This is a genomic window from Pseudomonas sp. GV105 (assembly GCF_003058185.1).
In the GTDB taxonomy this organism is placed as follows: domain Bacteria; phylum Pseudomonadota; class Gammaproteobacteria; order Pseudomonadales; family Pseudomonadaceae; genus Aquipseudomonas; species Aquipseudomonas veronii.
Genome location: NZ_QBUF01000014.1, coordinates 1 through 12314 on the forward strand (window position 1 = coordinate 1; position 12314 = coordinate 12314).

Annotated in this window: 9 protein-coding genes and 1 rRNA gene; 5 read left to right on the forward strand and 5 right to left on the reverse strand. The window is 60.3% G+C overall.

Going from position 1 to position 12314, the window contains the following annotated elements; genetic code table 11:
• Nucleotides 1-179: 179 nt before the first annotated feature.
• Both rrf and C8K66_RS24195 read left to right on the forward strand, forming a co-directional pair.
• Nucleotides 180-295 (forward strand): 5S ribosomal RNA (gene rrf / locus C8K66_RS24190).
• A 346-nt stretch (nucleotides 296-641) separates the two neighbouring features.
• A complete protein-coding gene (locus C8K66_RS24195) occupies nucleotides 642-2522 on the forward strand; it encodes a methyl-accepting chemotaxis protein (RefSeq protein ID WP_046385139.1) in 1881 nt (626 codons plus the stop codon).
• 39 nt (nucleotides 2523-2561) lie between these two features.
• Here the strand turns inward: C8K66_RS24195 and C8K66_RS24200 are convergent, their stop codons facing one another.
• The 5 genes from C8K66_RS24200 to C8K66_RS24220 all read right to left on the reverse strand — a co-directional run bounded on the left by C8K66_RS24200 (nucleotide 2562) and on the right by C8K66_RS24220 (nucleotide 9185).
• Nucleotides 2562-3020, reverse strand: coding sequence for an SRPBCC family protein (locus C8K66_RS24200; RefSeq protein WP_108526141.1), 459 nt, complete (start codon nucleotides 3018-3020; stop codon nucleotides 2562-2564).
• A gap of 19 nt (nucleotides 3021-3039) precedes the next feature.
• A complete protein-coding gene (locus C8K66_RS24205; protein ID WP_108526143.1) occupies nucleotides 3040-6408 on the reverse strand; it encodes an amino acid adenylation domain-containing protein in 3369 nt (1122 codons plus the stop codon).
• Nucleotides 6405-7352 (reverse strand): diiron oxygenase, encoded by a 948-nt coding sequence (locus tag C8K66_RS24210; RefSeq protein ID WP_046483732.1) that lies wholly within the window; start codon nucleotides 7350-7352, stop codon nucleotides 6405-6407. The genes C8K66_RS24205 and C8K66_RS24210 overlap by 4 nt, the downstream gene beginning before the upstream one ends.
• Nucleotides 7349-8107, reverse strand: coding sequence for a DUF3050 domain-containing protein (locus C8K66_RS24215; RefSeq protein ID WP_057006038.1), 759 nt, complete (start codon nucleotides 8105-8107; stop codon nucleotides 7349-7351). Before C8K66_RS24215 ends, C8K66_RS24210 begins: the two co-directional genes overlap by 4 nt.
• A 379-nt stretch (nucleotides 8108-8486) precedes the next feature.
• A complete protein-coding gene (locus tag C8K66_RS24220) occupies nucleotides 8487-9185 on the reverse strand; it encodes a GntR family transcriptional regulator (protein ID WP_057006037.1) in 699 nt (232 codons plus the stop codon).
• 332 nt (nucleotides 9186-9517) lie between these two features.
• Between C8K66_RS24220 and C8K66_RS24225 the strand changes: the two genes are divergently transcribed.
• From C8K66_RS24225 to C8K66_RS24235, 3 genes are read left to right on the forward strand one after another with little or no spacing between them, the layout of a single operon-like run.
• Nucleotides 9518-10411 (forward strand): TauD/TfdA family dioxygenase, encoded by an 894-nt coding sequence (locus C8K66_RS24225; protein WP_057006036.1) that lies wholly within the window; start codon nucleotides 9518-9520, stop codon nucleotides 10409-10411.
• 14 nt (nucleotides 10412-10425) lie between these two features.
• Nucleotides 10426-11451, forward strand: a complete 1026-nt coding sequence (locus C8K66_RS24230) for an ABC transporter substrate-binding protein (protein WP_108526145.1) — start codon at nucleotides 10426-10428, stop codon at nucleotides 11449-11451.
• A 1-nt stretch (nucleotide 11452) separates the two neighbouring features.
• Nucleotides 11453-12304 (forward strand): ABC transporter ATP-binding protein, encoded by an 852-nt coding sequence (locus C8K66_RS24235; RefSeq protein WP_079442576.1) that lies wholly within the window; start codon nucleotides 11453-11455, stop codon nucleotides 12302-12304.
• The last annotated feature ends 10 nt before the right edge of the window (nucleotides 12305-12314 follow it).

A 12314-nucleotide genomic window follows, 5' to 3' on the forward strand; every position in this document is an offset into this window, starting at 1 on the left:
CAGCAGTGAAACGATGCATCGCCGATGGTAGTGTGGGGTTTCCCCATGTGAGAGTAGGTCATCGTCAAGATTAAATTCCAGAACCCCTGTTTGCTCACGCAGACAGGGGTTTTGTTTTAGTAGAAGTCCACGAATTTCACTGGAGCGTTGCCAAGGCAACGGTCTGGTACACAGAATTTCTTGACGACCATAGAGCATTGGAACCACCTGATCCCATCCCGAACTCAGCAGTGAAACGATGCATCGCCGATGGTAGTGTGGGGTTTCCCCATGTGAGAGTAGGTCATCGTCAAGATTAAATTCCGAAACCCCTGTCTGCTTGCGCAGACAGGGGTTTTGTCGTTTAAGAGGTCTGCTTCGGTCGCATATCTGCTCAGCTGACTCCCTGCATCTGATCGATGCTCATCCGTCCTCGAAAACTGCAAGACTTTGCAGTTTCGGACGCCTTGCTTGTACCGCCGGTCTGTTTCCCACTCAAAAAGAGGATCTTTCTGACAAAACCTTAAGATTCCACTTCATTTGGCCGAAAGCCTGACGAGCCATGCGTGCACCGATTTGGAGCAGATCAAGCGTCTGCCCAGACGTTACATGGAATGTTCCACCCAGCACGCTCCCCCCCTTTGGCAAAAGAAGTCGATGAAATGAATCTAAAGTTCAGTCATAAAATTCTGTTGGCCGCGTCAGGCGTCGTGGTCTTGGCCTTCGCGTTATTCACGTTGTACAACGATTACTTACAGCGCAGCACCATCAAACAGAACCTGGAGTCGTCCATCCAGCAATCCGGAGAACTCACCGCCAGCAGTGTGCAGAACTGGCTCAGTGGCCGCGTGTTGATACTCGAAAACCTGGCACAAAACATGGCCCACCAGGGCAGTACTGCAGATCTTCCAGGCTTGGTTGATCAGCCCGCACTCACCTCGAACTTCCAGTTCACTTACGTCGGCCAAACCAACGGCGTGTTCACCCAACGTCCCGACGCAAAAATGCCCGATGGCTATGACCCGCGCCAGCGTCCTTGGTACAAGCAAGCCGTGGCGGCTGACAAACCCATGCTGACCCCGCCTTACATGGCAGCCGTGGGTGGGCAGATCGTGACCATCGCCATGCCGGTGAAAAAGAACGGCGAGTTGCTGGGCGTGGTCGGTGGTGACCTGAGCCTGCAAACGCTGGTGAAGATCATCAACTCGGTAGACTTCGGCGGCATCGGCCATGCGTTCCTGGTCAGCGGCGACGGTCAGGTCATCGTCAGCCCCGATCAGGGCCAGGTGATGAAGAACCTCAAGGACATCTACCCAGGCACCAGCGTCCGCATCGAGAAGCTTAACCAGGATGTTGTCCTCAACGGTCAGGATCGCATTCTGTCCTTCACCCCTATCGCCGGCTTGCCAGGTGCGGACTGGTACATCGGCTTGTCGATTGATAAAGACAAAGCTTACGCACCCCTGGGTAAATTCCGCACCTCCGCGCTGATTGCCATGCTGATTGCCGTGGTGGCGATTGCGGTGCTCTTGAGCTTGCTGATCCAAGTACTGCTGCGGCCGCTGACCACCATGGGCGTTGCCATGCAGGACATCGCCCAGGGTGAGGGTGACCTGACCCGCCGCCTGGACGTGACCAGCAAAGATGAGTTTGGCGAGGTGGGCAGTGCCTTCAACCAGTTCGTCGAGCGTATCCACGCCTCGATTTCCGAGGTGTCCTCGGCAACACGCCAGGTGCATGACTTGTCCCAGCGCGTAATGGCGTCGTCCAACGCTTCGATCGTCGGTTCTGACGAGCAGAGCGCGCGCACCAACAGCGTAGCGGCGGCAATCAACGAACTGGGCGCCGCGACCCAGGAAATCGCGCGTAACGCCGCTGACGCTTCCCAGCACGCCAGTGGTGCCAGCGAGCAGGCTGACGATGGGCGCAAAGTGGTGGAAAAAACCATCCTGGCGATGTCGGAACTGTCGCAAAAGATCAGCCTGTCCTGCACCCAGATCGAAACCTTGAACGCCAGCACCGATAACATCGGCCACATTCTCGATGTGATCAAAGGCATCTCCCAGCAGACCAACCTGCTCGCGCTCAACGCCGCGATCGAGGCCGCCCGTGCCGGGGAAGCGGGTCGCGGGTTTGCCGTGGTCGCCGATGAAGTGCGCAACCTGGCTCACCGTACCCAGGAGTCGGCGGAGGAAATCCACAAAATGATTACTTCGCTGCAAGTGGGTTCGCGTGAAGCGGTGACCACCATGAACGCGAGCCAGACCTCCAGCGAAGAGAGCGTCGAAGTCGCCAACCAGGCCGGTGAGCGCCTGATCAGCGTGACGCAGCGGATTGTTGAAATCGACGGCATGAACCAGTCGGTCGCCGCTGCCACCGAGGAGCAGACCGCGGTGGTGGAAACCCTCAATGTCGACATCAACCAGATCAACCTGCTGAACCAGCAAGGCGTGGCCAACCTCAATGAAACATTGAAGGACTGTGACGCGTTGTCTCAACAGGCCAGCCGCTTGAAACAACTGGTCGACAGTTTCAAGATCTGACCTCAGCGGCATAGGAGCGAGGCCTCTCGCTCCTACTGCTTAGCCGAGCATTTGTCGGACATTTTCCAGTGCGCCGTCGGCGAAGTTCTGCATAAAGTGTTCGAACCCTTCCTGCGCGGTGTCGACCGGTTCGCCGATGAGCGTCCAGGTCGCCCTGGAGCATCCGCAGCCAAATGGCTCCACACGCATTGCCGCCCACAGGCGGGCCACGCCCAAGGTGTTGTAGACCGTGGTCCAGGTCATGAACATGGCCTCTTCGTCACGGCTGTTGAGCTGCTCCACCGCACAATGGCCATCGTGGAAATACTTCGTGCGCAAAGCGCCTACGCCGGTGCCGGTCATTTCGATGTGCGACAAGGCGGGAATGAACGCATCAAAGCCTGCAAAGTCCCCCACCAAGCCCCACAGCCTGGCGGCCTCGCAGGTGACTACGACAGAGGCCACCACTGGTGTGCCCCGGGGGTTGCGGATCAATGTATCGGGTTGCAACGGTTTCATGAGGTTGTCCTGAGGCGGTTCAGAGAAAGCCGATGGCCTTGAGGTAGTCGCAGCCTTTGCCTAACAGCGCGGGGCTTTTCTCGGGGTACGGCTTACCCATTTCTTCCACGCCCCGGCGTGCGTTGTCGTGACGGATCATCGACGTATCGCCGATGTCTTCACCCAACCCGTCCAGGTAAAAACCCAGCACGCCAAACAGCGCATTTTCGCGGCCCACCGTTCGCAGTTGCCGTTGCCACTGCGCGACACTGACCCGCTCGAATGTGTAGCCGGCGTCGCGGAATGCATCGAGGTACTGCTCCCAGCTCAGGGGTTGTGGGTTATGCAGGTTGTACACGCTGCGCCCGGTTGCGAAATGAGCGCAGTGGAACGCGATGAAGCGTGCAAAAAAGTCCACCGGCATCAGGTCGAAGTTCACCGCTAAGCGCGGAACCAGGCCCAACTGCAGCGAGCCCTTGAGCATCAGCATCAGGCGATTTTTCTGTGGTTGGCAAACACCGCTTTGGCTGTTGAAACTGATATTGCCCGGACGATAGATATTCACCCAGGCACCTTGCTCCAGCGCGCGCGCCGATAGCCGCTCGGCCACCCATTTGGACAGGTTGTAACCATTCTTGATGTAGATCGGCGGTGTCGCCGCAGCAGGCGACTCGAGGACCTGTCCAGCGGCGTCGATGGCGCTGCATGCCGAGAGTGTCGAGATGAAGTTGAAGACCTTTTTGCTGTGGGTTTCACACAGGCGCACGCATTCCAGTACCGGGTCGACGTTGTCTTTCACCAGCGACGCGTAGTCCATCACATGGTTGACCCGCGCCGCGTTATGCACCAGCACGCCAAAGTCCCTGGCGAGGCGCTCGTACACCTCAGCGGCCAGGCCCAGGCCAGGCTGGCTGACATCGGCGGCGTACACCTGCACCCGGCTCCGGTCCAGATGTTCCAGGCGGTACTCCTGCAACGCCTGGGTGAACCGGACCGTTGCCGGCTGGTCCGGCAGTTCCCGCACCAGGCATGCCACTTCGGTCGCACCGCCGGCCAGCAAGGCTTCGACAATGTGGACCCCGATAAAACTGTTGGCCCCCGTCACGATCACTTTGCGACGATCACCGGCGCGGTCCTCGGGCAGCACCTCAAAAGCCGGTTCCCGCTGTGCGTCTTGAACCGCCTGGCCGACGGGTGCGACAGCGCGCGGGCCGTCCTCCAGCAGCGCCGCGAGCGTGCGAATGGTCGGCATTTCAAAAAAGCTGTTCAGGGGCAGGCTGCGACCAAATTGTTCGCGAACCCGCAGCAGCAGGCTCGACAGCAAAATGGAGTGGCCGCCGACGTTAAAGAAGCTGTCATCGATGGACAACGTGCCCGTAGGAAGCTGCAACAACTCATGCCACAGCGCCAACAGCTCAACCTGCAGCGGCGTTTGCGCGGCCTTTACGGTGTGATTCGAAGGGCGCTGCACCGGCAGTTGCAACAAGGCCTGGCGATCGACTTTACCGTTGCTCGCGTAAGGCAGGCCGGCGAGTTCGATCCACCGCTCGGGTTGCATGTAATCAGGCAGCCACTGCCGTGCATGCTGCTTGAGGTCGTCCATCGTGGCACCCGGTTCCGGCTGGGCGACCACACCGCGAATCCTGCGATCACCGTCGATCACCACCGCCACCTGGCGGAACAGGCGGCTGGCACGCAGGCACTGTTCGATCTCCTGGGGTTCGACTCGAAACCCCCGAATCTTCACTTGCTCGTCCCGACGCCCGCCCAGCTCGATGCCGTCGCCGGTCCACTTTGCGTAATCACCGCTGCGGTAGGCGCACACGGGTTGTCCTCCCGGCAGTACCAGTTCGACAAAAGGGTCGTCGTGCAGTTGTGTTGCGTTCAAGTACCCCAGGCTCACGCCCGGCCCGACGATGTACAGCTCGCCCATCACCTGTTCGTCCACTGGCTGCAAATGCTCATCGAGTATCAGCACCTGGCTGTTGGCGATGGGACGGCCGGCGTTGCGATTGCTGTCCCCGGGCCGCAACGTGCGATGGGTGACCAGCACCGTGGCTTCGGTGGGGCCATAGAGGTTGTGCAACTGGCATTGGCCGGCCAGTCGTTCGATCACATAGGGTTCACAGGCATCGCCGCCGGTCAGCAGGTGCGTCAGGCCCAGCGGTTGGTCCAGCGGCAGGATGCTCAGCAGCGCCGGCGGCAGGAAGGCATGGGTGATCTGCTGCTGGCGGATCAGTTCTACCAGCTGCTGCGGGTCGCGTCGTTGCGCCTCGCTTGGAACAATCAACTCGGCGCCGGCAATCAGGCTGGGGAAGATATCCATCAGCGAGGCGTCGAAGCTCAACGAAGCGAACTGCAGTACCCGACTCTGCTCGTCCAGCCCCATGCAACCGCCGAACCAGGCGGTGAAATGGGCCAGGTTGCTCTGGCTCAGCAACACGCCTTTGGGGCGACCGGTGGTGCCCGAGGTGAAGAGCACCATGCACGGTGCATCCGGGGAGGGGCGATGCTGCAGCAACGGTGACGTGTCGTGCTGATCGAGGGCACTGACATCCAATGAAACGAAGTACTCGCGCAGCGGGTGGCCGCCATCATCCAGCAACAGCCTGGCTCCCGCGCTGTCCAGCATGGCCTGTTGGCGTTGCGCCGGATGATCCGGTGCCAGTGGCAGGTAAACCGCGCCACAGCCCAGCACCGCAAGAATGCTGGCATACAACGCCGTTGTTTTTTCCAGGCACACCCCGACCACCGGTGGTACCTCGAGGCCTTCCAGCAGTGGGCCGAGGCGTTGCTGGATCGCCCGTGCTTGAGCGTGCAATTGTCGGTAGGTCAGCACACGGCCGGCAATGTTCAGCGCCGGTCGTGCGGCGAAGGTGAGCAGGCTGGCTTGCAGTCGTTCGATTATCGGCACCTGCGCTGCCTGCAGCAATTGCACATCGGCGGTGTGATTGAACCGATGCACGAACGCCAGTGCCTCCAGCTTTTGCAAGCTGTGTTCGGGCCAGGCATTGATGCCGGCCGCGGCGGGGCAATACTCCGGGTCGCGGGCGAAGCCGCTGACCAGCACGGCGACCCATTCCACCAGCGCGCTTGTCGCTTGCAGGCGCAGTCGCTGGCCATTGCCGCTGGGCGCGTCGGCAAGGTCCAGCACGGCCAGCAAGCATTGGCCGGCGGCATAAGCGCGTAACTGCAGCCGCGGCAACCCATGCTCCGTCAGCGGGCCGACGCCCAGGCGCAGGCTGATGCGTGGAGCGGCGGCCAGGTGCGCGGGCAGTGACTCGCTACCGTCCTCGATCACCAGGTCGGCAGCGTCATGCCCCGACAGATGACCATACTGTTCCAGCTCCACCCTCACCGCATCCAGGGCACGGCTGATACCCAACCATCCAATTGTCAGGCGCCTCATGCCGCTCTCCCGGCCACCGGCAGATAGTCGGCCAATGCCAGGGCCACGCTCGGTGTCTGCAGCAAACCGCTGTGTTGCAGAAAGCCCATGATGTTGCCGATCAGCGGGTGGTGGCGGGTGATGGGGAACTCCAGTGCCGCCATGTCGGCCCGCAGCGCATGGCGAACGTCAGCGCTGACGTCCAACTGATCAATCAGTTGCAGGTCGAAGGATTTTTGCAGCTCGTTAGTCAGGTAATGCGCCAGAAAGATGGGCAAGACCGGCGCAATGCTGTCGCGGTCAGCCGGGCTTGCCGCCTGCCAATAGAGGCGCACCAGGCGTGTCCAGAACTGCCCATGGCGCCCTTCGTCGAACAGGTGATCGGCCATCAAGCCACGGATGGAGGCCTTGACGCTGTCGTCCCTGGAAAACGCCGCCACGTCATGGGTCACGGTGTTTTCGGCAATGGCCACGGCAATCAATTCCACCGCATCGCGCAGGTGCGCCGGGGCTTGCGCCTGCGCCGCCGGCAGGGCGCGGCTCAGTTCGATCTGCCCGGGCAGATCCAGCGGTGATATACCGGTCATCTTCACGGTCTGTTGCAGGAAGTCCAGCGCGACCAGGGCGTGATAGTCCTCGTCCACCACGACGGTCATCGCGTCATAGCGACACACAAGGGGGAAGGGCAGGGCGAAACGGTTCTTGGCGATGTTGCGCGCGGTCCTGTCGACGATCTCGGTTTCGAAAATCACCACGTCATTGATGAATTTGTAGAAGCTTTGCAACAGCACGAAGTCGCGCCACTGCGGGCAATGTTCAAGGAAGGTCGCGCTGAGCACCAGGGGCTGGCGGCACAGCGGGTAGATCAGTTTGTCGTCGTTTTCCAGCAGGCGGCGAGGGCGTGTGCGGATGGTGGCGCGGCGTTCCCAGTCTTCGGCGATGGAGCGGTAGGCGCTGATGTTCATGGGCGCACCTGTTGCAGCAAGGTGTGTACGTCGTCCCAGAGCTTGATGCGGTTTTCCACGGCGTTGACCGCGGTTTCAGCCGCCTGTTGCTGGCGCTCGGGTGCGTTGTCGGTAAGGCCCTGGAGCATCCTCTGCGCCCCTGGCTCGTGGTCTTGGGTGTCCAGTTCGATGTGGCGGTTGAGGTACTCGCCCAAGGTTGGCGCCTGGCTTCTGATGATCTCACTGCCCTGCAACAGCCGTTCGAACATGCTCGGGATAATGCTTTCGCGGCCGTGCAGGAAGGCGGCGGCCACACAATGGGTGGGCGCATTCAACGCGATGTGCAACGTGCTGGCGACGAAGCGGGCCACGCCGGGCAGCACATCGACCTGGCCCAGGGCGGCATTGGCCTCGACGCCCCGACGTTGCAGCGTGATGAACGTATCGATAGCGTGGGTACTGGCGCCCACTTCGAGCATGGCTTCGCGGTACAGCTCGAAGTGGCTGCAATGACCGCGCCGGGGGTGTTCGTCCGACTCCTCGCCCAGCACGATTTCGTTGATCAGGCGGGCGGCTTGCGGGTCGGTCGGCGGGAGCCAGGGTAATTGCGTACAGGTCAGGTCCCGTTGCAGGCGTTTGGTGAGGCTCATGAAGTCCCAAACGGCAAATACATGGTTTTCCATAAAGAGTTGTAACTTGCCAAGTGAAGTTATTTCTTCAAATAACGGATGGCTGCATAACTGCAGTTTTTTTTGTTTAAGTAAACCTTGATACATAGTTGATGCCTATAAGTTGTTGCGACTGCTCTGAAAACAGTGCTGGGCTTTTGCAGCCCAAAAGCGGACAGATAACGTTTAGCCAAGCAGCGCGCGCAGCGCTGCCCAAACAAGGGTTCGTGCAGGCTGTTGAGGTGCTTGGTTTATTGAAGAAAGATAATAAGCCGATTAAACGTTTGGGCGAGCTTATAAATGTATTAGATGTTTTTTCGAAAAGATTCCGATTGTGGGTAAGTTATATTATTAAACGTGGGAAGTTTCTCGAGCATTAGCAGGCATTACGCAGTCGAATAGTTTTAACCGGGGCGCCTTGATGCAGGTTCTGCCAACAGCGAAGGCCGCCCCGCAATGCTTGATCGGTGAAGCAGGCTGGGAAAGTTCAGTTGCCGGTCGCCTTAAGGCCCTTGAGGTAAGTGCTGATGACCTCCATGCCTCGCATCAAGTGATTGCGCAACGTCAGGATACTTTCGTCGACCTTCTTCTGCGCCACCAGGCTCAGCAGTTCGCGGTGATCTTCCTGGGACGTCTCGCCGAGCCCCATCGCCTCAAGGTTGAAACGCAGGAAGCGCTCCTCTTCATTCAAACCGTGTTCGACCAACGTGAGTAGCCGCCGGTTGGGGGCCTTGCCATACAGCGCCATGTGGAACAGGCGGTTGAGCCGGCCGATCTCGGTATAGTCTTTCTCTTGTTCCAGCGCCGTGATGAAGGCATCGGCCTGGGCAATGTCGTCTGCGCTGAGCAACGGAATCGACAAGCGCAGCGCTTCGGACTCCAGCAGCATGCGCAGGGCGTAGGTCTCGGCCGAATTGTCTTCGATCAGCGGTGCAACCACCGCCCCCTTGTGCGTCACGACGTGCAGCAACGACTGGGCTTCCAGCTGCCGAAGGGCTTCACGCACGGGCATGCGACTGACGCCGAACAGGCTGGCCAGCTCCTGCTGGCGCATGGCGGTACCACAAGGCAATCGGCCATCGAGGATGGCGTTGCGCAAGGTTTCTTCGATTACGGAACGAGCAAGATGGGCGGGAATAGGCCCGCTGACCTTGATACTGCTCAAAGGGCTCGGCTTTTGCGTCACGGCTACGCTAGCCTCCTCATAGAATGGCAATGGCTTATTGGATCCAATGCACACTAGAGATTGCCTACAGGCTTGTCAAACGAGCAAGGTTTTCGGCTTGTAAGCGGCTAAACACGCCACTCTGGGTGCCCACATCGAGCTTTTGCGCTGTCTTACACGGAGGTGTCGGATTGCCCTGCATTGAACACTTCACCGCCATCGTTTGTTCCATTCCCGCCGCCCAACGCAGGGTTTCGTCGGTGCATTCCTGTCTATGCATATTCTCTAACGGTATTTAAAATACAGTTCTTATATCTATAAAGTCACTCTCCTGTCCGATCGGGAGTGAATTCATGTCAGCCACCTCTACTGTTCCAGCAGCGATCCCTAACGCCCAAACCTTCGAGATTCGTCCACTCCCCGGCAGCGTGGGGGCCGAGATCATCGGCCTGGATTTGTCCCGCCCGGTCAATGACGAGGATTTCGCCCGCATTCACCGCGCGCACCTGGATCACCATGTGGTGGTCTTTCGCGACCAGCGCATCACCCCCGACCAGCAGATCGCCTTCAGTCGCCGCTTTGGCGTGCTGCAGATCCATGTGCTCAAGCAGTTCCTGCTGGCCAACCACCCGGAAATCCTGATTGTCTCCAACATCATCGAAAACGGCCAAGCCATCGGCCTGGGCGATGCGGGCAAGTTCTGGCATTCGGACCTTTCCTATAAAGAACTGCCCAGCCTGGGCTCGATGCTGCATGCCCGGGAACTGCCAGCCGAAGGCGGCGACACCCTGTTTGCCGACATGCACAAGGCCTGGGACCACTTGCCCGAGCACCTGCGCAACGCCGTACACGGCCGCAGCGCTGCGCATTCCTACACCGCGCGTTACAGCGAAACCAAATTCGAAGGCAGCTGGCGCCCGACACTGACTCCCGAGCAGCTCGCCCAGGTCGCCGAAGTGGTCCACCCGATTGTGCGTACCCATCCGGAAAACGGCCGCAAGGCGCTGTTCGTCAGTGAAGGCTTCACCACCCGCATCGTCGGCCTGCCGGAAGACGAAAGCCGCGACCTGCTGGCCCAGCTCTACGCCCACAGCGTGCTGCCGGACAATATCTACCGCCACCACTGGCAGCCCCACGACTTGGTGTTCTGGGACAACCGCTCGCTGATCCACCTGGCTACCGGTTGCCCGAGCCATCTGCGCCGCAAGCTGTACCGCACCACCATCCAGGGCGACGCGCCTTTCTGATTCGGAGCATGACCATGTCCAGAAACACTCCATTTGCGCGGCTGGCCGCCACGTTCGGCCTGGGTATCAGCCTGCTGGCCGGCAGCCTCGTCGTCCCGGCGGTGGCGCAGGCTGAAGGTGAGATTCGCATCGCCGAGCAGTTCGGCATCGTCTACCTGTTGCTCAACGTGGTGCGCGACCAGCACCTCATCGAAAAATACGGTAAGCAGGAAGGCCTCGATATTAAGGTCGACTGGACCCAACTCTCCGGCGGCGCGGCCGTGAATGATGCGTTGCTCTCCGGTTCCATCGACATTGCCGGTGCCGGCGTCGGGCCGCTGCTGACCATCTGGGACCGTACCCGCGGCAAGCAGAACGTCAAGGCCGTCGCCTCCCTCGGTAACTTTCCCTACTACTTGGTGAGCAACAATCCCAAGGTCAAGACCATCGCCGATTTCACCGATAGCGACCGCATCGCGGTACCGGCGGTGGGGGTGTCGGTGCAGTCGCGCTTCCTGCAATACGCAGCTGCCAAGCAGTGGGGCGACAAGCAATTCAATCGCCTCGATCAGTACACCGTCGCCGTCCCGCACCCCGACGCCACGGCGGCGCTGATCGCCGGCGGTACCGAGCTGACCGGGCACTTTTCCAACCCGCCGTTCCAGGACCAGGCCCTGGCGAACCCCAATGTGCATGTGGTGCTCAACACTTATGACCTGCTGGGCCCGAACTCGCCGACGGTGTTGTTCGCCACTGAAAAATTCCGTAACGACAACCCGAAAACCTACAAGGCATTCGTCGATGCGCTGACCGAAGCCGCGCAGTTCGCCCAGCACGACAAAGGCGCCGCCGCCGACACATACATCCGCGTAACCAAGGCCAAGATCGACCGTGCCGAGCTGCTGAAAATCATCGACAACCCGCAATTCGAGTTCAGTGTCACGCCGAAAAACACTTACCCGCTGGCGGAGTTCCTCTACCGCGTCGGCGCAATCAAGAACAAGCCGGAATCGTGGAAGGACTACTTCTTCCAGGACGCCAAGCCCCTGCAAGGAAGCTGAGATGAACGCGCCCCTGCAAGGCCACACGGCCAGCAACCTGCCCACCGCCACTGCGCTGCTGGCGGTGGACAACGTCAGCCTCGAATACCGCACCCCCGAGCGCGTGGTGCGGGCCACCCACCAAGTCAGTTTCGACATCGACCCGGCCGACCGCTACGTGTTGCTCGGCCCGTCGGGTTGCGGCAAATCCACCTTGCTCAAGTCCATCGCCGGGTTTATCCAGCCTTGCGAAGGGGAGATCCGCCTGCTGGGGCAGAAGGTCGAACAGCCCGGTCCAGACCGCATCGTGGTGTTCCAGGAGTTCGACCAGCTGCCGCCGTGGAAAACCGTCAAACAAAACGTCATGTTCCCGCTGCTGGCGTCGAACACCCTCAAGCGGCGGGACGCCGAAGAACGCGCGTTGCACTACCTCGACAAAGTCGGCCTCGGCGCCTTTGCCGACGCCTATCCGCACACCCTCTCCGGCGGCATGAAAGCCCGCGTGGCCATCGCCCGCGCCCTGGCGATGCAGCCGAAAATCCTGTTGATGGACGAACCCTTCGCCGCCCTCGATGCGCTGACCCGACGCAAGATGCAGGAAGAGTTGCTGCGGCTCTGGGAAGAGGTGCGTTTCACCTTGCTGTTCGTCACCCACTCCATCGAAGAGGCGCTGGTGGTGGGCAATCGCATCCTGTTGCTGTCGCCCCATCCCGGGCGCGTGCGCGCGGAAATCCACAGCCATCAATACGATCTGCACAGCCTTGGCGGTGCGCAATTCCAGGCCTCGGCGCGAAGGATTCATCGCCTGCTGTTCGATGAAGCCCCCGAAGCCGAACGTGAGTTGGGCTTCGCCGATATCCGCATCGCTTACTGAAGGGCCCCTC

Excerpts from the sequence above, each read along its gene's own strand:
- C8K66_RS24195 (WP_046385139.1), top strand. The coding sequence starts at position 642 with ATGAATCTAAAGTTCAGTCATAAAATTCTGTTGGCCGCGTCAGGCGTC.
- C8K66_RS24200 (WP_108526141.1), bottom strand. The coding sequence starts at position 3,020 with ATGAAACCGTTGCAACCCGATACATTGATCCGCAACCCCCGGGGCACA.
- C8K66_RS24205 (WP_108526143.1), bottom strand. The coding sequence starts at position 6,408 with ATGAGGCGCCTGACAATTGGATGGTTGGGTATCAGCCGTGCCCTGGAT.
- C8K66_RS24210 (WP_046483732.1), bottom strand. The coding sequence starts at position 7,352 with ATGAACATCAGCGCCTACCGCTCCATCGCCGAAGACTGGGAACGCCGC.
- C8K66_RS24215 (WP_057006038.1), bottom strand. The coding sequence starts at position 8,107 with ATGTATCAAGGTTTACTTAAACAAAAAAAACTGCAGTTATGCAGCCAT.
- C8K66_RS24225 (WP_057006036.1), top strand. The coding sequence starts at position 9,518 with ATGTCAGCCACCTCTACTGTTCCAGCAGCGATCCCTAACGCCCAAACC.
- C8K66_RS24230 (WP_108526145.1), top strand. The coding sequence starts at position 10,426 with ATGTCCAGAAACACTCCATTTGCGCGGCTGGCCGCCACGTTCGGCCTG.
- C8K66_RS24235 (WP_079442576.1), top strand. The coding sequence starts at position 11,453 with ATGAACGCGCCCCTGCAAGGCCACACGGCCAGCAACCTGCCCACCGCC.